The sequence below is a fragment of the Kribbella shirazensis genome, from assembly GCF_011761605.1.
GTDB lineage: Bacteria > Actinomycetota > Actinomycetes > Propionibacteriales > Kribbellaceae > Kribbella > Kribbella shirazensis.
The window spans coordinates 4,590,079-4,610,145 of record NZ_JAASRO010000001.1 but is presented as its reverse complement, the minus strand read 5'-3'; the positions used below and the strand labels follow the sequence as shown (position 1 = coordinate 4,610,145).

Below are 20,067 nucleotides of genomic sequence, written 5' to 3'. Positions count from 1 at the left end.
GTGTTCCTTCACTGTGTCACGCGGGAAGACTGTTGCTCCCCGTCCGCCGATACCTTTCCGAACGGCGGGGTCACCGCAAGCTCCGGCACGCCGTGAAGAACGTCGCACTGCCCGACTGGAACCGGGCTGTGATCTGCCACGTCGGCCTTCGAGTCCACTGCAGGTACGGCGGGGCGCGGACCGCCGAACGTGACGGCGACGGCGTTCGCGGACACGATCACGAGGATCGCCAGCCAGTCCACCATCGCGAGCCGCTGGTGCAGCACCAGCAGCCCGACGAGGGCCGCGAGGACCGGGTTCACACTCATGAACGCCCCGAAGAACTGCGCCGGCACCCGGCGCAACGTCAACAGATCGACGAGGAACGGTACGGCGGACGACAGCACGCCGGCCACCAGCGCGTACGACGCGGCGGCGAGCGTCACGGGGTGGTGCAGCAGCACGACCACGCCGACCGGGACGTAGACGAGTCCGGACAGAGCCGCCGCGGCAGCCGAACCAGTTGCGCCTGGCAACTCTCTCCCGACGACGCGGTTGAGCAGGATGTAGAGCGCCCAGCACAGCGCGGCCAGCAGGCCGAGCCCGATGCCGAGGTAGTCCGTCGTCGCCTGCGGCCGCGCCAGCAGTACGACGGCCGGCGCGACGACCAGCGCGCACACCAGGTCGAGGACCCGCCGCGAACCCAGCAGCGCGACCGCCAGCGGCCCCAGGAACTCCAGCGTGACGGCCAGGCCGAGACCCACCCGGTCGATGGCCGTGTACAGCGACAGGTTCATCACCGCGAACACCGCCGCCAGGCCGATCACCGGCCGCCACTGCCGAGCCGTGATCGACCGCAGCCGGGGTCGGCCGACCGCGAGCAGCACGATCGCGGCCACCCATTGCCGGATCGCCACGACGCCCGCCGGGCCGATCACGGGGAACGCCAGCGCCGCCCCGGACGCGCCGACCTGCGTCGACAGCCCGCTGCCGAGCATCATCGCCACACCGACCAACCGATCTCGCCTCACGCTCACGAGCGTGCGCGCGGCGCGGCCCGGCGCAAAATGCATCAGCCGACGGATCTATACGCTGGAGTCATGGATATCCGGCAGCTGCGGTGCCTCGTGGAGATCGTGGACTCCGGGACGTTCACCGACGCCGCGATCGAGCTGGGGATCTCGCAGGCGGCGGTGTCACGCAACCTGCTGGCGCTGGAACGCGAACTCGGTGTCCGCCTGCTGCACCGGACCAGCCGCTCGCTCACGCCCACCACGGCCGGCGTCCGGGTCCTCGCCCGGGCGCGGCACATCCTTGCCGAGATCGACGAGCTGGTCAGCGAGGCGACGAGCGGTCACACCCGGCTCCGGGTGGGCCATGCGTGGTCGGCGTTCGGCAGCCACACCCGCGAGTTCCAGCGGCGGTGGGCGGCCGAGCATCCCGGCATCGAGCTCCAACTGGTCCGCGCCAACACGGCGACCGGCGGACTCGCGGAGGGCCTGTGCGATCTCGCGGTGGTACGCAGCCACCTGGACGTCCGGCGGTTCGCGCACGTTCTGCTGACACAGGAGCCGCGGTACTGCGCGCTGCCCGCCGACGACCCGCTCACGCGCAAACGGGCCGTGACGCTGGATCAGCTCCGCGAGCGGACCCTGGTCATCGATCGCCGAACCGGGAGCACCACGGTCGACCTCTGGCCGGACGCCGCCCGCCCGGCGATCGAGTACACGCAGGACGTCGACGATTGGCTGGCCGCGATCGCCTCCGGCCGCTGCGTCGGTATGACGGCCCAGGCGACCACGACGCAGTACCGCCGTGAGGGCGTCACGTACCGCCGCGTGCGGGATGTGCCGCCGATCGACGTACACCTGATCTGGCACCGCGAGGACCCACACCCGGCGACCCAGGCCGCCGTGGACCTGCTCACGGAGCTCTACCGCGGATCGAGCAACCCCAGCAGCTGACGGCGATCACCCACGCGGTGCAGCACGTCGCGGACCTTCTCGATCCCGCCGACCGGCCAGCGCTCGAGGATCCGTCGTACCACCGGATCCTGGATCGCCGCGGAGAGCGCGCCGGGGAAGTCACCCCAGACAACCTGGAACGGCCGGTCCCACATCCGCTCGATGCCGAGCTCCACCGGCGCCGTGATCCGCAGCCGATTGTGCAACTCCCCCACCGCCCGGTACGCCGCCATCAGGGCCTCCTCGCGCTGCTGCCAGGTCGACGCGCGCAGCACGTCCTGCAGCAGCGGGATCAGCGTCGGGCCACAGGACAGGCGGCCGAACGCCGTACCGAACCACTTCGAGTACGGCGCGTACTGCCGCTCGATGAGGAAGCACAGCCGCATCAGGTTCTTCACGAGCTCCGACCCGATCAACGCCGACCCGAGCTCGTCCCCGACGTACCCGGCCCGGCCGGCCAGGTTCAGTTCCGGATGTACCCGCCACCACGCGGCGATCATCAGGTACCGCCAGACGTCGTCCGGGTAGTAAGCCAGCCGGTCGCGCACATCCTGCACCCCGAGGTCGTCGTGGAAGACCTCGCCCGCCGTCATCATCAGCAGGCTCTGCTCCGGGAAGGTGAGCCAGTCCCCCACCGTGAGCTCCGCCTCCGGATCGAACCCGAGCTGCGACTGGAAGAACTCCCGGACCTTGTGCACCTCGACCAGCGCCGGCCGCCCCTCGAACTGCTCGGGCACCTCCGGCCGGACCGCCGGGCCAGGCGGGACGAACAGCACGACCCGAGCCTCACAGTTGTGATCCGTCGACATCTCGTCGTCGTACCCGAGCACCTCCGATCCGCGCCCCAGCAAAGCCGCGCTGTGCGGCACATCAACGACGTGCCGCACCACCTCGTCGTAGAACCGCCTGCACAACTCCAGGCCCAAGGTCATCCGTCGAGGGTAACCGCGATCAGTACCCCAGGACCGACCGGTAAGCCTCGTTGGTGCGGGCTGCTGCGTCCTGGAGTGCGATCGCGTCCGGGCCGGCGCCGAGGATCTCCCGGGAGCTCGACGGTACGACGTTGCGCACCGCGGCCCCGAACACCTTGGTCAGTCCCTCGGCCGTGCCGCCCTGGGCACCGAGGCCCGGGGCGAGCAGCGGGCCGTTGATGTCCAGGTTCTCGTCGGTCGAACTGATGGTCGCCCCGACGACAGCGCCGAACGAACCCAGGCCGTCGGCGTCCGCGTTCAGCGCACGCAGACCGTCCAGCACGGCACCGGCCACAGTCGGGCCGTCAGCCGTGCGCGCCGACTGGAACTGCGGGCCCTCCGGGTTGGAGGTCAGCGCGAGCACGAACAGCCCCGCACCGGCCTCGCGGGCCTCGTCGATCGCCGGCTGCAGCGACCCGAACCCGAGGTACGGGCTGACCGTCAGCGCGTCGCACGCCAGCGGCCCCTTCTCGGCCAGGTACGCCGACGCGTAACCGGCCATCGTCGTACCGATGTCACCGCGCTTCGCGTCGATGATCACCAGCGCACCGGCGTCCCGCAGCCGGATCGTGGCCTGTTCCAGGACCGCGATACCCGCGGAGCCGAACCGCTCGAAGAACGCGGACTGCGGCTTGAACACCGCGACCCGGTCCGCGAGCGCGTCGACAACGCCGTAGGTGAACGACGCCAGGCCCTCGGCCGTGTCCGGCAGACCCCACGCGTCGAGCAGGTGGGCGTGCGGGTCGATGCCGACACACAGCGGGCCGCGGGCGTCCATCGCCGCCCGCAGCCGGGCACCGAACGGTTTGTTGTTGCTCATGGCAAGCTCCTGTTGATGTGACGGATCAGGCCCGGGCCCTTGTAGATGAGACCGGTGTAGACCTGGACGAGGCTGGCGCCGGCGTCGAACAGCCGGGTCGCGTCCGACGGGTGGAGGATCCCGCCCACTCCGATGACGGGCACCGCTCCCCCGGTCTCGTTGTGGATGTGGGCGACGACCTTGGCCGAGATCTCGGCGAGTGGGCGGCCCGACAAGCCACCGGTTTCCTTCGACAGCGCGTGCTCCGCGACGTCCGGTCGCCCGATCGTCGTGTTGGTGGCGATGATGCCCGCGACCCCGGTGTCGGTGCAGACCTGGAGGAGTTCGTCGATCGCGGCCGTAGTCAGGTCCGGTGCGATCTTCACCAGGATCGGCTTCGGATCCAGCCCGGCGACGCTCAGCGAGGCGGCCTCGGTGTGCAGTGCGGTCAGCAGCTCACGCAGATGGCCGGCGTCCTGCAGCGACCGCAGGCCCGGTGTGTTCGGCGAGCTGACGTTCACCGCGAAGTAGTCGCCGAACCGGTAGAGGCGCCGCAACGAGGTCACGTAGTCCTCGACCGCGTCCTCGAGCGGCGTGACCTTCGACTTGCCGATCGAGATCCCGAGCGGGTAGCCGAGGTCGCCGTACGCCGCCAACCGGTCGGCCAACGCCGCGCTGCCGAGGTTGTTGAACCCCATGCGGTTGATGACGGCCTCGTGCTCGACGAGGCGGAACAGGCGCGGCTTCTCGTTGCCTGGCTGCGGCTGCGCGGTGACGGTTCCAACTTCTACGAAGCCGAATCCCAGCGCCCGCCAAGCGGGCAGCGCGATCCCGTTCTTGTCCATTCCCGCAGCAAGTCCCACAGGCGACGGGAAGCGGACTCCGAACACGGTGCGAGGCGTGGCCGCGCCGACGGCGCCGTACAGCCGCGCCCCGGCGCGCGCGGCGCCCGGGATGCGGCCGAGGACACGGAGCGCGGCGAGCGTCTGTTCGTGGGCGACCTCGGCGTCGCCCTTGCCCAGCCGGTACAGGACCGGCCGGACGAACCGCTCGTACGCCGGGCGGTCAGACACCGCGGATCCTCGGCACCCAGTCCTGCAGCGACCGTACGCCGATGTCGCCGGCGCGCTGCGCCTCGATGCCCTGCACCGCGGCCGCGAGCCCCTGCACGGTGGTGATGCACGGGATGTTCCGCGCCACCGCCGCGCTGCGGATCTCGTACCCGTCCAGCCGTGGCGACCCGCCCTGGGTGATCCCGATCGGCGTGTTGACGATCAGGTTCAGCTCGCCGTCCTGGACCATCTGGACGATCGTCGGCTCGCCGTTCGGCCCCGGACCCTGACTGCTCTTGCGGACCGTGACCGCCTCGACGCCGTTGCGCCGCAGGACGTCGGCCGTTCCCTCGGTCGCGTAGATCTGGAAACCGAGGTCCGCCAGCCGCTTGACCGGGAAGATCATGTGCCGCTTGTCCCGGTTCGCGACCGAGACGAACACCTTGCCGTCCCCCGGCAGCGGCTGCGACGCCCCCGCCTGCGACTTCGCGAACGCCGTACCGAAGGTGTCGTCGACACCCATCACCTCACCGGTCGAGCGCATCTCCGGCCCGAGCACGGTGTCGACCGAGGCTCCGTCGATGGTGCGGAACCGGTTGAACGGCATCACGGCCTCCTTGACCGCGATCGGCGTGGTCGGCGGCAGCGTGCCGCCGTCGCCCTCGGCCGGCAGCACGCCCTCGGCCCGCAGCTCGGCGATCGTCGCGCCGAGCATCACCCGGGCCGCCGCCTTGGCCAGCGGGGTCGCGGTCGCCTTCGACACGAACGGCACCGTCCGCGACGCCCGCGGATTCGCCTCCAGCACGTACAGCACGTCGCCCGCGAGCGCGTACTGCACGTTCAGCAGACCGCGGACGCCGACACCGCGGGCGATCGCCTCGGTGGAGCGGCGGATGTTCTCGATGTCCGCGTTCCCGAGCGTGATCGGCGGCAGCGCGCACGACGAGTCGCCGGAGTGCACGCCGGCCTCCTCGATGTGCTCCATCACGCCGCCGAGGAACAGCTCGTTCCCGTCGTACAGCCCGTCGACGTCGATCTCGACCGCGTCGTCCAGGAACCGGTCGATCAGCACCGGGTGCTCCCACGACCCGGAGCCGGCGCTCAGCCGGTCCAGCGCCGCGGTCAGCTCGGCCGAGCTGTAGACGATCTCCATCCCGCGACCGCCGAGCACGTACGAGGGCCGGACGAGGACCGGGAACCCGATCTCCTCCGCGACCGCGTGCGCCTCGCCGGCCGACATCGCCGTCCCGTGCTTCGGCGCGGGCAGCTGCGCGTCCGCGAGCACCTTGCCGAACGCGCCCCGCTCCTCGGCCAGGTGGATCGCCTCCGGCGACGTCCCGACGATCGGTACGCCGGCGTCCGCGAGCCGCTGCGCCAGCCCGAGCGGCGTCTGGCCGCCGAGTTGGACGATCACGCCGGCGACCGGTCCCGCCTGCAGTTCGGCGTACACGATCTCGAGCACGTCCTCGCAGGTGAGCGGCTCGAAGTACAGCCGGTCGGAGGTGTCGTAGTCGGTCGAGACCGTCTCCGGGTTGCAGTTCACCATCACGGTGCAGTAGCCGGCCTCGCGCAGCGCCATCGACGCGTGCACACAGGAGTAGTCGAACTCGATGCCCTGGCCGATCCGGTTCGGACCCGAGCCGAGGATCAGGACGGCGGGCTCGGTCCGCGGCGCGACCTCGGACTCCTCGTCGTACGACGAGTAGTGGTACGGCGTCTCGGCCTTGAACTCGGCCGCGCAGGTGTCGACCGTCTTGTAGACCGGACGGATCCCGAGCGCCTGCCGGACACCCCGGACGACGTCCTCGGTCAGCCCGCGGATCTCGGCCAGTTGCAGGTCCGAGAACCCGTGCCGCTTGGCGAGCTTGATGACGTCCGGCGTCAGCCGCGGCGCCGCCGCGACCTGCAGCGCGGTCTCGTGGATCAGGTACAGCTGGTCCACGAACCACGGGTCGATGCGGGTGTTCTCGAAGATCTGCTCCGGCGTCGCCCCGGCCCGGATCGCGTCCATGATCGTCCGCAGCCGGCCGTCGTGCGGCGTCTTGATTGCCTCCAGCAACGGCTGCAGGTCGCTCGCCGGCTGTCCGGCCCAGGAGAACCGGGCCTCCGGCTTCTCCAGCGACCGCAGCGCCTTCTGCAGCGCCTCGGTGTAGTTCCGGCCGATGGCCATCGCCTCACCGACGCTCTTCATGTGCGTGGTCAGCGTGGCGTCCGCGGCCGGGAACTTCTCGAACGCGAACCGCGGCACCTTCACCACCACATAGTCGAGCGTCGGCTCGAAGCTGGCCGGCGTCTGCTTCGTGATGTCGTTCGGGATCTCGTCGAGGGTGTAGCCGATCGCGACCTTCGCGGCGATCTTCGCGATCGGGAACCCGGTCGCCTTCGACGCCAGCGCGGACGACCGCGACACCCGCGGGTTCATCTCGATCACGATCAGCCGGCCGTCGGCCGGGTTCACCGCGAACTGGATGTTGCAGCCGCCGGTGTCGACGCCGACCTCGCGGATGATGCCGATCGCCAGGTCCCGCATCACCTGGTACTCGCGGTCGGTCAGCGTCATCGCCGGCGCGACCGTGACCGAGTCACCCGTGTGCACACCCATCGGGTCGACGTTCTCGATCGAGCAGATGATCACGACGTTGTCGGCCTTGTCGCGCATCACCTCCAGCTCGTACTCCTTCCACCCGAGGATCGACTCCTCGATCAGCACCTCGGTGGTCGGACTCGCGTGCAGGCCGGCGCCGGCGATCCGGCGCAGGTCCGCCTCGTCGTACGCCATGCCGGAACCGACGCCGCCCATCGTGAACGACGGCCGGACGACCAGCGGGTACCCGAGCTCGTCGGCCGCACCCAGCACGTCGTCCAGCGAGTGGCAGATCCGCGACCGCGCGGTCTCCGCGCCGAGCTTCTCGACGATCTGCTTGAACGACTCGCGGTTCTCACCGCGCTGGATCGCGTCGACGGACGCGCCGATCAGCTCCACGCCGTACTTCTCCAGTACGCCGTTCTCGTGCAGGGCGATCGCCGCGTTCAGGGCGGTCTGGCCGCCGAGCGTGGCGAGCAGCGCGTTCGGCCGCTCCTTCTCGATCACCTTCTCGACGTACTCCGGGGTGATCGGCTCGACGTACGTCGCGTCGGCGAACTCCGGGTCGGTCATGATCGTGGCCGGGTTGGAGTTCACCAGGACGACCCGGAAACCCTCCTCCTTCAGCACCCGGCAGGCCTGGGTCCCGGAGTAGTCGAACTCGCAGGCCTGGCCGATCACGATCGGGCCCGATCCGATCACCAGGACCGAAGAGATGTCTGTACGGCGCGGCATCAGTTCCGTCCTTCCATCAGTTCGACGAACCGGTCGAACAGGTACGCCGAGTCGTGCGGACCGGCCGCCGCCTCGGGGTGGTACTGGACCGAGAAGGCCAGCACACGGCCGTCCCTCCCGGTGAGCTTGAGCCCTTCGACGACGTTGTCGTTGAGCGAGACGTGCGACACCTCGGCGGTGCCGTACGGCGTCTCGACCGTCTCCTCGATCGGCGCGTCCACCGCGAACCCGTGGTTCTGCGCAGTGATCTCGACCTTGCCGGTGGCCCGGTCCAGCACCGGCTGGTTGATGCCCCGGTGCCCGTACTTCAGCTTGAACGTACCGAGTCCGAGCGCCCGCCCGAACACCTGGTTGCCGAAGCAGATCCCGAAGTACGGCTTGTTCTGCTCCAGCAACTGCTTGAGCAGTGTGGTCGGGTGCTCGGTGGTCTCCGGGTCGCCTGGGCCGTTGCTCATGAAGATGCCGTCCGGGTCGACCGCGAGGACCTCGTCGAGCGTCGCGGTGGCCGGCATCACGTGCACCTCGATGCCGCGCTCGGACATCCGCTTCGGCGTCATCGACTTGATCCCGAGGTCGAGTGCGACGACCGTGAAGCGCTTCTCGCCCTCGGCGGGCACGACGTACGGCTCGAATGTCGTCACCTCCGACGCGAGGTCCGCCCCGACCATCGGCGGCTGCTCGAGCACCTTCGCCAGCAGCTTGGCCGGGTCCAGGATCTCGGTGGAGATCCCGGCCCGCATCGCGCCGCGCTCCCGCAGGTGGCGGGTCAGCGCGCGGGTGTCGATCCCCGAGATCCCGACGATGCCCTGCCCCTTCAGCTGGTCGTCGAGCGAGCGCTTGGCGCGCCAGTTCGACGGGACGCGGGCGGGGTCACGGACGACGTACCCGGCGACCCAGATCTTCTGCGACTCGTCGTCCTCGTCGTTGATCCCGGTGTTGCCGATGTGCGGCGCGGTCTGGGTGACGATCTGCCGGTGGTACGACGGGTCGGTCAGTGTCTCCTGGTAACCGGTCATCCCGGTGGTGAACACCGCCTCGCCGTACGTGGATCCGGTCGCCCCGTACGACGTACCGGCGAACGACCGGCCGTCCTCCAGGACCAGCAGGGCAGCTTTGTGGGCGGCCTGGCTCATTGTGCTCCGATCAGGTTCGAGATGGATGCGGTCAGGGCGGCGGTGTCGGCCTTGCGACGCGGGCGGAACCCGGTGTCGAGTTCGCGGCCGTCGTGCGTCCAGGTGACCACGACCAGGCCGGACTTCTCCGCGGTCACCTTGCCGGCGATACCGCGGTCGGTCCGGACGCCGGCCAGTCGTTCCGCGGGGATGAAGACATCCGCCGCGCCCTGCCGGTGGAAGATCAGGCCGGCCTCACTGACGGCCAGGTCCGCGACGCTGCGGACGCCCAGGTCGTGCACGGCGATCCGGTCCATCCAGTCGCCGGCGCTCGTCGTGGCGACGTACACGCCCTCGATGCCTCGTGCAGAGTGCTCCGGCGCCGTGGGCAGCGGCGCCAGGTCGGCCTGCCGGGTCTGGCGGTTGCGCCAGCCCCGGTACATACCGACGTAGCCCGCCGCCAGCACCAGCAGCGTGCCGAGAATGCCCAGGAAGGCCTTCACTGGGTGAGCTCACCGTCCAGGACGGTCGGCGTACCGTGCAGGAAGGTCGCGACGACCTTGCCGGGCAGCGTCATCCCGTCGAACGGCGTGTTCCGCGACAGCGACACCGACTCCTCCGGTACGACGGTCCGCTCGACCCTGGGGTCGTACAGCACGACGTTCGCGGGCGCGCCGGCGTCCAGTGGGCGGCCGTGGTCGGCGGCCTGACCGATCACGGCGGGTCGGTAGCTCATCCGGTCGGCGACGTCGGCCCAGGTGAGGAGCCCGGTGTCGATCATCGCGTGCTGGACGACGCTCAGGGCGGTCTCCAGCCCGGTCATGCCGAACGCGGCCGCGCTCCACTCGCAGTCCTTGTCCTCGACCGGGTGCGGCGCGTGGTCGGTGGCGACGATGTCGATCGTCCCGTCGGCGAGGCCCTCGCGGACCGCCTCGACGTCGGCCTTGGTGCGCAGCGGCGGGTTCACCTTGTACACCGGGTTGTAGGAGGCGGCCAGGTCCTCGGTCAGCAGCAGGTGGTGCGGGGTGACCTCGGCGGTCACCTCGAGCCCGCGGCGCTTGGCGGCCCGGACGATCTCCACCGAGCCCTTCGTGGACAGGTGGCAGATGTGCAGCTTCGACCCGACGTGCGCGTTCAGCAGGATGTCGCGGGCGATGATCGCCTCCTCGGCGACACTCGGCCAGCCGGTCAGGCCGAGGACGCCGGACAGGGCGCCCTCGTTCATCTGTGCGCCCTGGGTGAGCCGCGGCTCCTGCGCGTGCTGGGCGATCACGCCGTCGAACGCCTTCACGTACTCGAGCGCGCGGCGCATCAGCGCGGCGTCCCAGACACAGTCGCCGTCGTCGGAGAACACCCGGACGCGCGCCGCGGAGTCCGCCATCGCGCCGAGCTCGGCGAGCTGCGTGCCCTGACGGCCGACAGTGACCGCGCCGATCGGGTACACATCGGCGTACCCGGCGTCGCGGCCGAGGCGCCAGACCTGCTCGACCACCCCGGCCGTGTCGGCGACCGGGTCGGTGTTGGCCATCGCGTAGACCGCGGTGAACCCGCCCTTCGCGGCGGCCCGGGTGCCGGTGAGGACGGTCTCGGCGTCCTCGCGGCCGGGCTCGCGCAGGTGCGTGTGCAGGTCGACCAGGCCGGGCAGCGCGATCAGGCCGGTGGCGTCGATCGTCCGCGCGCCGGCGGGCACGTCGAGGCCGGCGCCGACGGCAACGATCTCGCCGTTGTCGATCAGCAGGTCCGCCACCTCACCGCCAACGATGCGAGCGCCGGTGATCAGGTACGCGGTCATGCGGTGTGCTCCTCAGAGTCGTTGCTTCCAGATAGCAGCAGGTACAGGACGGCCATGCGGATCGCCACGCCGTTCGTGACCTGCTCGACGATCACCGAGCGGGTCGAGTCGGCGACCTCGGCGCTGATCTCCATCCCGCGGTTCATCGGTCCGGGGTGCAGCACGATCGCCTCGTCGGGCAGCTGCGCCATCCGGTTCCTGTCCAGGCCGTAGCGGCGGCTGTACTCACGAGCGCTCGGGAAGTACGCGTCGTTCATCCGCTCCCGCTGCACCCGCAGCATCATCACCGCGTCGCTCTTCGGCAGGACCGAGTCGAAGTCGTACGACGTGACGCACGGCCAGCTGCTCATGTCGACGGGCAGCAGCGTCGGCGGGGCGACCACGGTCACGTCGGCGCCGAGCGTCGAGAGCAGCAGCACGTTCGACCGGGCGACCCGGGAGTGCAGGACGTCGCCGACGATCGTGATCCGGCGGCCCTCCAGCGACCCGAGGTGCCGGCGCATCGTGAACGCGTCCAGCAGCGCCTGCGTCGGGTGCTCGTGGGTGCCGTCGCCGGCGTTCACGACCGAGCCGGTCATCCAGCCGGACGTCGCCAGCAGGTGCGGCGCGCCGGAGGAGCCGTGCCGGCAGACGACGCCGTCGGCGCCCATCGCCTGCAGGGTCAGCGCGGTGTCCTTGAGGCTCTCCCCCTTGCTCACGCTCGAACCCTTGGCGGAGAAGTTGATGACGTCCGCGGACAGCCGCTTGGCGGCCGCCTCGAACGAGATCCTGGTCCGGGTGGAGTCCTCGAAGAACAGGTTCACCACGGTCCGGCCGCGCAGCGCGGGCAGTTTCTTGATCGGGCGGTCGGCGAGGGACCGCATCTCTTCGGCGGTGTCGAGGATCAGCTGTGCCTCGTCGCGGGACAGATCGCCCGCGCTCAACAAATGCTTCATCAGGCCTGCACCCCTGTCTGCGCCTTGTCGGGTGCCTTGTCGGCGATCAGGACCGCGTCCTCGCCGTCGAACTCGGTGAGGTGGACCGTGACCCGCTCGACCAGCGAGGTCGGCAGGTTCTTGCCCACGTAGTCCGCGCGGATCGGCAGCTCGCGGTGGCCGCGGTCGACCAGGACGGCGAGCTGGACGGCGCGCGGCCGGCCGATGTCGCCGAGCGCGTCGAGCGCCGCGCGGATCGTCCGGCCGGAGAACAGCACATCGTCGACCAGCACCACGACCTTGCCGTCGATACCGTCCGCCGGGATGTCGGTGTGCTCCAGGCCGCGGGGCGGTTTGAGGCCGATGTCGTCGCGGTACATGGTCACATCGAGTGACCCTGTCGGTACGCTCTGCCCCTCGACGGCCTGGATCCGCGCCGAGACGCGCTGGGCCAGCGGGACACCGCGGGTGGGGATGCCGAGCAGGACGACCGGGTCTGCGCCGCGGTTCCGCTCGAGGATCTCGTGGGCGATCCGGGTCAGTGCCCGGGAAATGTCGGAAGCGTCGAGGACCTCGCGGCTGCTGCGTTTCGGCGGCTGCGCGACCTCGGGGTGCTCTGCGCTCTGGGCAGGGCTCATCGCTACCGTTCCTCCTTTCCTGCCTCTCTGGACAGGTCTTTAAAGGACGTTCGGACCGCTTGACATGGTATCGGATGTGACACGCCGTCTTGACGCTGGCCTCCGCCCCGGAATATTGTTACTCTGTGTAATCGAGGGGGGTTCACCGTACCCGGGCCCGTCCAATCGGTCCCGGACATGACGAAACTAGTCGGAGGGAAGAACCAGCGTGCCGAGCGAATACGCGAAGACACTGGGTGGCAAGCTACGCGCCATCCGCCAGCAGCAGGGACTGTCGCTGCATGGCGTGGAAGAGAAGTCCAAGGGTCGCTGGAAGGCGGTCGTCGTCGGCTCGTACGAGCGTGGCGATCGAGCCGTCACCGTCCAGAAGCTCGCGGAGCTCGCCGATTTCTACGGCGTGCCGATCCGTGAACTGCTTCCTGGGAACGCCAGCGCGGCCGCCGCGGCTGCCGCTCCGCCCCGGTTGATCCTCGACCTGGAGGCCCTGCAACACCTCGACGCGAGCGAGGCCGGTCCGCTGACGCGGTACGCGGCCACGATCCAGGCTCAGCGCGGGGACTACAACGGCAAGGTGCTGTCGATCCGTCAGGACGACATGCGGACGCTCGCGGTGATCTACGACGAGTCGCCGACGACGCTGACCGAACGCTTCATCTCCTGGGGTGTGCTGAACCCGGAGGCGAAGGGTGACGTCGAGGACTCGTCCGAGGCCGCCGGCGCCTGACGCCTGAGAAGGCACCAGACGGTCGGGGCTTGTAGCAGCTGGCCCACGGCCGCCCGCCTTCGGTTCGCAGACAGAACAGAGCAGTGCCAGCAGTACCAGCACCATCAGGCACCATCAGGCACCATCAGGCAGTACAGCGGCGGGTACCACCTCACCGGCCGCGCAACGGGGACGCAACGGCGGCCCGGGACCGTACCGAGACGGTCACCGGGCCTGGCACAGAGGGCTCGCCCCCCTCGTTCCCCGGAATCCCGGGGACTTCAGATGCCCAGCGTGGGTTTCAACTGCAGCAGTCTGGCCAGCAGGCCGTTCACGAACGTCGGGGACTCGTCGGTCGACAGGTCCCGCGCCAGCGCGACCGCCTCGCTCACCGCGACCACGTCCGGGACCTGGTCGTCGTACAGCAGCTCGTAGGCGCCGATCCGCAGGATGTTGCGGTCCACGGCCGGCATCCGGTCCAGCGTCCAGCCGACCGAATGCGTCGCGAGCAGTTCGTCGATCTGCTCGCTGTGCTTCGCGACCCCCTCGACCAGCGCCACGGTGAACTCGTTCACGGGCGGGTCGTTGTCGGCCACCCGGTCGGCCAGGGTGCCGCCGACCGGCAAACCCCTGACCTCCGACTCGAACAGCACGTCCAGCGCGCGCTTGCGGGCCTTGCTCCGGGCAGACATGTTCTTTTGTCCCTAAAGGTTGGCGTCGATCAGGAGTTGACGCGGCCGAGGTAGTCCCCGGTCCGGGTGTCCACCTTGACCTTCTCGCCGGTGGTCAGGAACAGCGGGACCTGGATGTCGTACCCGGTCTCCAGGCGGGCCGGCTTGGTGCCGCCGCTGGACCGGTCGCCCTGCAGGCCCGGCTCGGTGTACTCGACCACGAGCTCGACCGAGGCCGGGAGCTCGACGTACAGCGGCAGGTCGTCGTGCACCGCCACGATCGCGTCCTGGTTCTCCAGCAGGAAGTGGGAGGCCTCGCCGACCACGTCGGGCTGGATGTTGAGCTGCTCGTACGTCGACTTGTCCATGAACACGTACGCGGAGCCGTCGTTGTACAGGTACGTCATGTCACGCTTGTCGACCGTGGCCACCTCGACCTTCACGTCGGCGTTGAAGGTCTTGTCCACCACCTTGCCGGACAGCACGTTCTTCAGCTTCGTCCGGACGACGGCGCCGCCCTTGCCCGGCTTGTGATGCTGGAACCACACGACGGACCAGAGCTGGCCGTCCAGGTCGAGCACCATGCCGTTCTTGAGGTCGTTCGTCGTTGCCACGCGGGTATGCCCTTCGAGATCGATCAGCGGTCAGAGTGCGTCCGAGGCCCCAGCGCCGTAGCGAGCAGGTGCTCGGTGCGGTGCATCGGCGCGCGGGGGCGAAGGGTTCGATGCGGAGCATCGTGCCCTTTGCACCCGTGCGGCGAGGTGCCGTGCCGAGTGCCGCGCAGTAGGCGCTGGGGCCTCGGACGGACTCTCAACACTGGATTGTAGCGGTCACTCCCGCTTCCTCCGATTCGCGCACCTCGGGGGCCTTAGGCTGGCCTTCAGACTGTCGGACGGACGTCGGGAGGCCGGGCGATGACGGGGTTCGTGATCTTCGTCGTGGTGATGATCGTGCTGGGCCTGATCACGAAGGCGCGGCAGCAGTCCGCCGGTAAGCCGAATCCGCGCATGCAGGCCTTGGTCGAGCGGCTCCAGGCGCAGCAGGGCGGTAACCAGCCGATCCAGTTCCAGGGCCAGTTCACCCCGGCCGCCGGGCCGGGCGGACCACCTCCGCCGCCTGGCCAGCAGGCGTTCCCCGGACAGCCGTTCGCTGGGCAGTCGTTCCCTGGCCAGCCGTTCCCTGGCCAGCCGTTCCCGGCGCAGGCGGGGCATGCGCAGGACAGTGGGCATGCCGCGGCCGCGCTCCACCAGCTCCTGCAGAGCGGCCGGCAGCCGCGTCGCCAGGGCGAGTGGAATGCCCCGGGCCAGGCGGCACAGCAGCCTGGCGCCGTCACGCCGTACCCACCGGCCGGGGTCTATCAGCCGCCGGCCCAGTTCCAGCCTGCCCAGTACCCGGTGCAGTACAACCCGGGCCCGTACCAGCCGCCGGCGCACCGGCCGCCGCAGCACAATCTGCCGGCGCCGAAGCAGGATCTGGACGCCAGGGTGCTGGAGATGATGAACGCGGGCAACGAGGTCGGCGCGATCCGCTTGCTGAGCGAGGAGCGTGAGCTGGGGATCCTGGCGGCGCAGGAGTACGCGCGCTCGCTGGTGGCGCCTCCGGCCGCCCAGCAGGATTCCGGCGTACCGGACGAGCTCGACGGGGACGAGGAGCGGTACGTCGGTTCGGCCGCCTTCGCGGAGTCGATCTTCAACCTGGACGACCGTGACGAGAACGTCTGGGCGAGCGGCTGGGTCGACACCCCCGAGCCCGAGGACCGCTCCGACATCGACGAACTCTGGCAGACCGTCAGCAATCCGCCGCGGCCGGCTCCTCCCACAGCACAGTGATGTAGCTGTGCCGCCGGGCGACGTGGAAGCCTGGTGGCAGGTCCGCACCGGCGGCATGGACCTGGAAGGACGGCCCAGGACCAGCCCGGTGCTGGGCGTCCCACGTCTGCACCTGATCGACCATGCGGTCCAGCAGGTCGCCAGCGTCCGGCCCGTGACCGCTGCACCCCAGTTCGAGGTGTGACTCGTCCCTGCCGGTCCGCGTCGACAGATACACCAGGCTGTCCGTCGTTGCGACAGCCGGAACCCACGACCACTCCTCACCGGTCAGAACGCAGAACCCGGGCAGTGTGCTCGCCAGCCACAGGTAGAGGTCGAGTAGCGGCTCCTCCCGATCCACCTCGACCCTTGACCAGCTCTGCTCGACCGGCAACGCCAGTACCTCGTTCCGCGGATGCGGCTCGCCCTCCTGGTCCTCGTCGAACGTCAACTGTGCCCCCTGCAACGGCACCAGCCGCTCGTAGTCCGCATCAACGCCCTGCATGCTGACGAATCCGCACAGCGTCGTGGACCGGCTCTCGAGATGGTCACCGGCCACGTCGAACGCGATCGACCGCGTCTGCCCCCGCAACCGCAGCGGTACGACGATCCGCCCGCCCGGCCGCAGCTGCCGCAGCCAGGCAGTCGCAATGTCCCACGCCGTCGCCGTCACCACGATCCGGTCGTACGGCGCCCGCTCGGGAGCACCGAACGCACCATCACCCTGGACGACGGCCACGTCGCCGTACCCGGCCTCGTCGAGTGACGCCCGCGCGCGCTCTGCCACCTCGGGGTCGATGTCGACCGTCGTGACCGCACCGTCCGGCCCGGTCAGCTCCTGCAGCAGCGCCGCGTTGTACCCGCCGGAGCCGATCTCGAGCACCCGGTCCCCCGGCCGGATCGCGGCCTGCTCGAGCATCAACGCGACGATGCTCGGCTGCGACACCGAACTCGTCAGCACACCGGCCTGGTTCTGCTTCATGGGTACGACGTCATCGGCGTACGCGACCTCGAGTGGCACATGCGGGACGAACACGTGCCGCGGTACGGCCCGGAACGCGGCCGCCACGCGCTCGTCCTGGATCATCCTGGCGTCCAGCAACTCCTGGACGAGAGCCGTCCGCAGCGACTCCGCCCGTGCCGAGTCCCTGCTGACGCTCGTCATGATCAGTCCCGCTTGTCCCCGAGCGACTCCAGCAACGCCCGCAGCAGCGCTGCCAACTGGTCGCGTTCGGCCGCGGACAGTCCGGCGAGCAACCTCGCCTCCGTGTCGACGTGCGTCGGCAGCACCTTGTCGATCAGCTCGAGCCCCTCAGGGGTCAAAGTGACCTGGACACCGCGGCGGTCGGTCTCGCTCGGCGTCCGCGTCACCAGACCACGTGCCTCCAGCCGGTCCAGCCGTTGGCTGATCGCTCCCGAGGTGACCATCGACGAGTGCATCAGGCCGGCCGGGGTCAGGCTGTGCTCGGGGTTGCTGCGCCGCAGTGTCGCGAGCACGTCGAAGGATGCGCGGTCCAGGTCGTTCCGGGCGAAGTTCCGCCGCAGCTCGGCGTCGAACAGCGCGCCGAGCCGGCTCATCCGCCCGATGATGCCCATCGGCGACGCGTCCAGGTCCGGCCGCCGCGCCCGCCACTGCTCGAGCACGAGGTCGACGTGGTCTGCCATGTGCCCAGCGTAGCGCCAGGTTGCTTAGCGGTGAGAGATTTGAAAATAGTTTAGCGTTGAGATATTTTACCTTAGTGCTAAGTAATCGGCGGACCGCTCTCCTCCTCGCCACGGCGATCGCGCCGATGCTGTGGGGCACCACGTACCTCGTCACCACCGAGCTGCTCCCGCCGCATCGCCCGCTGCTGGCCGCCCTCCTGCGCGCTCTGCCGGCCGGACTGCTCCTGGTCGCGATCACTCGCGTGCTGCCGCGTGGCAGCTGGTGGTGGCGCTCGCTGGTCCTCGGCACACTCAACATCGGCGCTTTCAACGCTCTGCTGTTCGTCGGCGCCTACCGGCTGCCAGGTGGCGTAGCCGCGACCGTCGGCGCTATCCAGCCACTACTGGTCGCACTGCTGTCGGCCGGACTGCTACGGCAACGCCTGTCCCTGCGGACCGTGCTCACTGCCATCACTGGGGTCTTCGGCGTCGGCCTGCTGGTACTGCGGGCCACTGCGCGGCTCGACACGTGGGGCGTCCTCGCAGCTGTCGGCGGCGCGGTCGTGATGGCATTCGGCGTCGTACTCAGCAAGCGCTGGACGTCCCCCGCTCCCCTGCTGGCCACGACTGGCTGGCAACTCGTCGCAGGTGGACTGGTCCTGCTGCCAGTGACCTTCCTGGTCGAGGGCGCGTTTCCCGCGTTCACCGTGCAGAACGTCGCCGGCTACACCTACCTGGCATTGTTCGGCTCCGCCGTCGCCTATGCGCTGTGGTTCCGAGGACTCCGGGAGCTCGTCCCGACCGAGGTCACGTTCCTGGGCCTGCTCAGCCCGGTGGTGGCGACCGCACTGGGCTGGCTGGTGCTCGACCAGCACCTGACCGCGCTGCAGGCGCTCGGCGGCTTCATCGTCCTGGTGGCACTCGTCGCCGCACAGCTGCGTCCTCGCAGTACGTCAGATGAGACCTTCCCGCAGCGCGTAGGCGACGGCATGCGACCGGTTCCTGAGCTGAAGCCGGCTGGTCACGTCGTGGAGGACGTTCTTGACTGTCCGCTCCGAGTATGACAACTCACGCGCGATCTCCTGCGTGTCCTTGCCGTCGGCAACCAGCCGCAGAACCTGCGTCTCGCGCTCGGACAAGCCGCTGCGGGTCGCGCGCAGCCGTCGCTGAGGACGTGGCACCTGGCCGAGCAGCCGGCCCAGCAGATCCGGAGGCAGGCTGCCTTCACCAGCGGCAGCCGCCAGCACCAGATGCACGATGCGATCAGGTGTGGCCTCGGTACGGCGCAGTACGCCGGCGACCCTCAGCTCCACAGCGGCCATCAGCGCGTCGTCGTCGATCGTGCTGCCGATCAGCGCGATCCGGCGGCACCCTCGCTGCGTCGCGGACCGCAGGACCTGGACCGCTCCGGCGTCCAGCGCATCGACCGCGATCAACGCGACCACCGGCGGGCCGGCCGGCCGCGCGGGCAGTGTCGCCAGGTCCGCGTCGGTGATCAGCGCGACCTCCGGCCGCTGCCCGAGCGCGTGGTCCAGCCCGAACTGCGACAGCGGATCAAGCGCCTTCACCCAGACCGGAACAGGCTGCGTCGTCATACGTGCCCCCCAAGAGCATTGAGTGTTCCGAAAGCTGCTCACACTCACCTGATGCCCGAAAGGGCACTTTGGTTATGAATCCAGGTTCGTCAGTGCGCGCAACGCGAGACGGTACGAGTCCAGGCCGAAGCCGGCGATGGTCCCGGTGGCCACCCCGGCGACGACGCTGGTGTGCCGGAACTCCTCGCGGGTGGCGGGGTTGGTGAGGTGGATCTCGATCAACGGCGCGGTCCGCTGCGCGATCGCGTCGCGCAGCGAGTACGAGTAGTGGGTGAACGCGGCCGGGTTCAGCACGACGGGGATCCGGCCGTCGGCTGCCTCGTGCAGCCAGCCGACCAACTCGGCCTCGTCGTCGGTCTGCCGTACTTCGACCTCCAGGCCGAGGTCGGCGCCCGCCTTCTCGCACACGCCGACCAGCTCGGCGAACGTCGTCGAACCGTACTTCTCCGGCTCCCGCGACCCCAGCCGCCCAAGATTCGGCCCGTTCAGCACCAGCACCCGCCTGCTCACATCCGTCACACGCTCACCTTAGACGTTCGAACGCCGCCTCGGCCTCGGCGAGTGCGGTCGGGTGGCGGTCGTCGGCGGAGAGGCCGCCGGAGATCGCCAGCCAGTTGCGGTAGGCGAGGATCCGCCGCGTCGAGAGCAACTGTGCCGACAACAACTCCGCGGCCAGGTCGCCGCCCAGGACCTCCGCGAGCGCCCGCTCGTCGTCGTCCATGAACTCGCGCAGCCTGGTGGCCAGCGCCGGCGTCGAGAACACGAGCTTGTAGTAGGCAACGACCTGCGGATGGTCGTTCAGCCCGGTCGTCGGCTCGCGCTCGGCGAGGCCGTCGACGAAGTGCTGCCGGAGCGCCTCCACCGGCTCCGCGGACGAGCTCCGGACGACCCGGGCCGCCTCCCGCCGATGGTCCGCGATCCGGTGCATGACCAGGTCTTCCTTGCTCGGGAAGTACTTGAACAGCGTCGGCTTGGACACGTCGGCGGCCGCCGCGATGCCGGCCACCGGGACCGCGTCGAAGCCGTGCTCCAGGAACAGCGCGATCGCCGCCTGCGACAGGGCGTCGTGCGTCTGCTGCTTCTTGCGCTCACGGAGTCCGGCCACA

The 20,067-nt window shown here is 69.7% G+C and carries 21 protein-coding genes; 4 read left to right on the top strand and 17 right to left on the bottom strand.

Annotation, left to right across the window (positions count from 1 at the left end; all coding sequences use genetic code 11):
• Positions 1-8: 8 nt before the first annotated feature.
• Positions 9-1,010 (bottom strand): EamA family transporter, encoded by a 1,002-nt coding sequence (locus tag BJY22_RS22370; protein ID WP_337758869.1) that lies wholly within the window; start codon positions 1,008-1,010, stop codon positions 9-11.
• Between the two features lie 69 nt (positions 1,011-1,079).
• On the opposite strand from BJY22_RS22370, the gene BJY22_RS22365 reads away from it, so the two are divergent.
• Positions 1,080-1,943: a LysR family transcriptional regulator gene (locus BJY22_RS22365; protein WP_167209772.1), complete on the top strand. Its 864-nt coding sequence runs from the start codon at positions 1,080-1,082 to the stop codon at positions 1,941-1,943.
• Here the strand turns inward: BJY22_RS22365 and BJY22_RS22360 are convergent.
• The 9 genes from BJY22_RS22360 to pyrR are packed head-to-tail and all read right to left on the bottom strand — an operon-like array spanning position 1,913 to position 12,540.
• Positions 1,913-2,875: a DUF4037 domain-containing protein gene (locus BJY22_RS22360; RefSeq protein ID WP_167209770.1), complete on the bottom strand. Its 963-nt coding sequence runs from the start codon at positions 2,873-2,875 to the stop codon at positions 1,913-1,915. The genes BJY22_RS22365 and BJY22_RS22360 overlap by 31 nt on opposite strands.
• Positions 2,876-2,894: 19 nt before the next feature.
• Positions 2,895-3,734 (bottom strand): orotidine-5'-phosphate decarboxylase, encoded by an 840-nt coding sequence (pyrF, locus tag BJY22_RS22355; RefSeq protein WP_167209768.1) that lies wholly within the window; start codon positions 3,732-3,734, stop codon positions 2,895-2,897.
• Positions 3,731-4,786 (bottom strand): quinone-dependent dihydroorotate dehydrogenase, encoded by a 1,056-nt coding sequence (locus BJY22_RS22350; RefSeq protein ID WP_167209766.1) that lies wholly within the window; start codon positions 4,784-4,786, stop codon positions 3,731-3,733. The genes pyrF and BJY22_RS22350 overlap by 4 nt, the downstream gene beginning before the upstream one ends.
• Entirely contained in the window at positions 4,779-8,084 is a 3,306-nt protein-coding gene (gene carB, locus BJY22_RS22345; RefSeq protein WP_167209764.1) for a carbamoyl-phosphate synthase large subunit, read from the bottom strand. The genes BJY22_RS22350 and carB overlap by 8 nt, the downstream gene beginning before the upstream one ends.
• Entirely contained in the window at positions 8,084-9,217 is a 1,134-nt protein-coding gene (gene carA / locus BJY22_RS22340; protein WP_167209762.1) for a glutamine-hydrolyzing carbamoyl-phosphate synthase small subunit, read from the bottom strand. The genes carB and carA overlap by 1 nt, the downstream gene beginning before the upstream one ends.
• A complete protein-coding gene (locus tag BJY22_RS22335) occupies positions 9,214-9,699 on the bottom strand; it encodes a PH-like domain-containing protein (protein ID WP_337758868.1) in 486 nt (161 codons plus the stop codon). Before BJY22_RS22335 ends, carA begins: the two co-directional genes overlap by 4 nt.
• The gene (locus tag BJY22_RS22330; RefSeq protein WP_167209760.1) at positions 9,696-10,988 is read right to left on the bottom strand and encodes a dihydroorotase; all 1,293 of its coding nucleotides are present in this window, start codon (positions 10,986-10,988) and stop codon (positions 9,696-9,698) included. Before BJY22_RS22330 ends, BJY22_RS22335 begins: the two co-directional genes overlap by 4 nt.
• Entirely contained in the window at positions 10,985-11,923 is a 939-nt protein-coding gene (locus BJY22_RS22325) for an aspartate carbamoyltransferase catalytic subunit (RefSeq protein ID WP_202891216.1), read from the bottom strand. The genes BJY22_RS22330 and BJY22_RS22325 overlap by 4 nt, the downstream gene beginning before the upstream one ends.
• The gene (pyrR, locus tag BJY22_RS22320) at positions 11,923-12,540 is read right to left on the bottom strand and encodes a bifunctional pyr operon transcriptional regulator/uracil phosphoribosyltransferase PyrR (RefSeq protein ID WP_167209758.1); all 618 of its coding nucleotides are present in this window, start codon (positions 12,538-12,540) and stop codon (positions 11,923-11,925) included. The genes BJY22_RS22325 and pyrR overlap by 1 nt, the downstream gene beginning before the upstream one ends.
• A 208-nt stretch (positions 12,541-12,748) precedes the next feature.
• Here pyrR and bldD point away from each other — a divergent pair, with 208 nt between their 5' ends.
• Entirely contained in the window at positions 12,749-13,264 is a 516-nt protein-coding gene (gene bldD / locus BJY22_RS22315) for a transcriptional regulator BldD (RefSeq protein WP_167209756.1), read from the top strand.
• 260 nt (positions 13,265-13,524) lie between these two features.
• Here bldD and nusB read toward each other — a convergent pair whose 3' ends face one another.
• Entirely contained in the window at positions 13,525-13,935 is a 411-nt protein-coding gene (nusB, locus tag BJY22_RS22310) for a transcription antitermination factor NusB (protein ID WP_167209754.1), read from the bottom strand.
• Positions 13,936-13,964: 29 nt separating this feature from the next.
• Complete coding sequence (efp, locus tag BJY22_RS22305; RefSeq protein ID WP_238351182.1) at positions 13,965-14,498, bottom strand: elongation factor P; 534 nt, start codon at positions 14,496-14,498, stop codon at positions 13,965-13,967.
• Positions 14,499-14,828: 330 nt separating this feature from the next.
• Here efp and BJY22_RS22300 point away from each other — a divergent pair, with 330 nt between their 5' ends.
• Positions 14,829-15,743 carry a hypothetical protein gene (locus BJY22_RS22300; protein WP_167209750.1) on the top strand — a complete coding sequence of 305 codons (915 nt, stop codon included), beginning with the start codon at positions 14,829-14,831 and terminating at the stop codon, positions 15,741-15,743.
• Here BJY22_RS22300 and fxlM read toward each other — a convergent pair.
• Together fxlM and BJY22_RS22290 are read right to left on the bottom strand one after the other, a co-directional pair.
• Positions 15,703-16,887 (bottom strand): methyltransferase, FxLD system, encoded by a 1,185-nt coding sequence (fxlM, locus tag BJY22_RS22295; RefSeq protein WP_167209748.1) that lies wholly within the window; start codon positions 16,885-16,887, stop codon positions 15,703-15,705. The genes BJY22_RS22300 and fxlM overlap by 41 nt on opposite strands.
• Before the next feature lie 2 nt (positions 16,888-16,889).
• Entirely contained in the window at positions 16,890-17,387 is a 498-nt protein-coding gene (locus tag BJY22_RS22290) for a MarR family winged helix-turn-helix transcriptional regulator (protein ID WP_167209746.1), read from the bottom strand.
• 74 nt (positions 17,388-17,461) lie between these two features.
• On the opposite strand from BJY22_RS22290, the gene BJY22_RS22285 reads away from it, so the two are divergent.
• Positions 17,462-18,430, top strand: coding sequence for an EamA family transporter (locus tag BJY22_RS22285; protein WP_167209744.1), 969 nt, complete (start codon positions 17,462-17,464; stop codon positions 18,428-18,430).
• On the opposite strand, the gene BJY22_RS22280 is transcribed toward BJY22_RS22285, so the two are convergent.
• The 3 genes from BJY22_RS22280 to BJY22_RS22270 form a co-directional block, all read right to left on the bottom strand.
• Positions 18,320-18,961: a helix-turn-helix transcriptional regulator gene (locus BJY22_RS22280; RefSeq protein WP_167209742.1), complete on the bottom strand. Its 642-nt coding sequence runs from the start codon at positions 18,959-18,961 to the stop codon at positions 18,320-18,322. The genes BJY22_RS22285 and BJY22_RS22280 overlap by 111 nt on opposite strands.
• Before the next feature lie 72 nt (positions 18,962-19,033).
• Positions 19,034-19,471, bottom strand: coding sequence for a type II 3-dehydroquinate dehydratase (gene aroQ, locus BJY22_RS22275; RefSeq protein WP_167218526.1), 438 nt, complete (start codon positions 19,469-19,471; stop codon positions 19,034-19,036).
• Between the two features lie 13 nt (positions 19,472-19,484).
• Positions 19,485-20,066 carry a TetR family transcriptional regulator gene (locus BJY22_RS22270; RefSeq protein WP_167209740.1) on the bottom strand — a complete coding sequence of 194 codons (582 nt, stop codon included), beginning with the start codon at positions 20,064-20,066 and terminating at the stop codon, positions 19,485-19,487.
• Position 20,067 lies beyond the last annotated feature (1 nt).

What these genes read in the sequence shown, in the direction of transcription:
- BJY22_RS22330 (WP_167209760.1), bottom strand. Translation starts at nt 10,988, where the DNA reads ATGACCGCGTACCTGATCACCGGCGCTCGCATCGTTGGCGGTGAGGTG.
- BJY22_RS22280 (WP_167209742.1), bottom strand. Translation starts at nt 18,961, where the DNA reads ATGACGACGCAGCCTGTTCCGGTCTGGGTGAAGGCGCTTGATCCGCTG.
- carB (WP_167209764.1), bottom strand. Translation starts at nt 8,084, where the DNA reads ATGCCGCGCCGTACAGACATCTCTTCGGTCCTGGTGATCGGATCGGGC.
- pyrF (WP_167209768.1), bottom strand. Translation starts at nt 3,734, where the DNA reads ATGAGCAACAACAAACCGTTCGGTGCCCGGCTGCGGGCGGCGATGGAC.
- BJY22_RS22365 (WP_167209772.1), top strand. Translation starts at nt 1,080, where the DNA reads ATGGATATCCGGCAGCTGCGGTGCCTCGTGGAGATCGTGGACTCCGGG.
- BJY22_RS22290 (WP_167209746.1), bottom strand. Translation starts at nt 17,387, where the DNA reads ATGGCAGACCACGTCGACCTCGTGCTCGAGCAGTGGCGGGCGCGGCGG.
- BJY22_RS22325 (WP_202891216.1), bottom strand. Translation starts at nt 11,923, where the DNA reads ATGAAGCATTTGTTGAGCGCGGGCGATCTGTCCCGCGACGAGGCACAG.
- fxlM (WP_167209748.1), bottom strand. Translation starts at nt 16,887, where the DNA reads ATGACGAGCGTCAGCAGGGACTCGGCACGGGCGGAGTCGCTGCGGACG.
- carA (WP_167209762.1), bottom strand. Translation starts at nt 9,217, where the DNA reads ATGAGCCAGGCCGCCCACAAAGCTGCCCTGCTGGTCCTGGAGGACGGC.
- BJY22_RS22300 (WP_167209750.1), top strand. Translation starts at nt 14,829, where the DNA reads ATGACGGGGTTCGTGATCTTCGTCGTGGTGATGATCGTGCTGGGCCTG.
- pyrR (WP_167209758.1), bottom strand. Translation starts at nt 12,540, where the DNA reads ATGAGCCCTGCCCAGAGCGCAGAGCACCCCGAGGTCGCGCAGCCGCCG.
- efp (WP_238351182.1), bottom strand. Translation starts at nt 14,498, where the DNA reads ATGGTGCTCGACCTGGACGGCCAGCTCTGGTCCGTCGTGTGGTTCCAG.
- BJY22_RS22360 (WP_167209770.1), bottom strand. Translation starts at nt 2,875, where the DNA reads ATGACCTTGGGCCTGGAGTTGTGCAGGCGGTTCTACGACGAGGTGGTG.
- nusB (WP_167209754.1), bottom strand. Translation starts at nt 13,935, where the DNA reads ATGTCTGCCCGGAGCAAGGCCCGCAAGCGCGCGCTGGACGTGCTGTTC.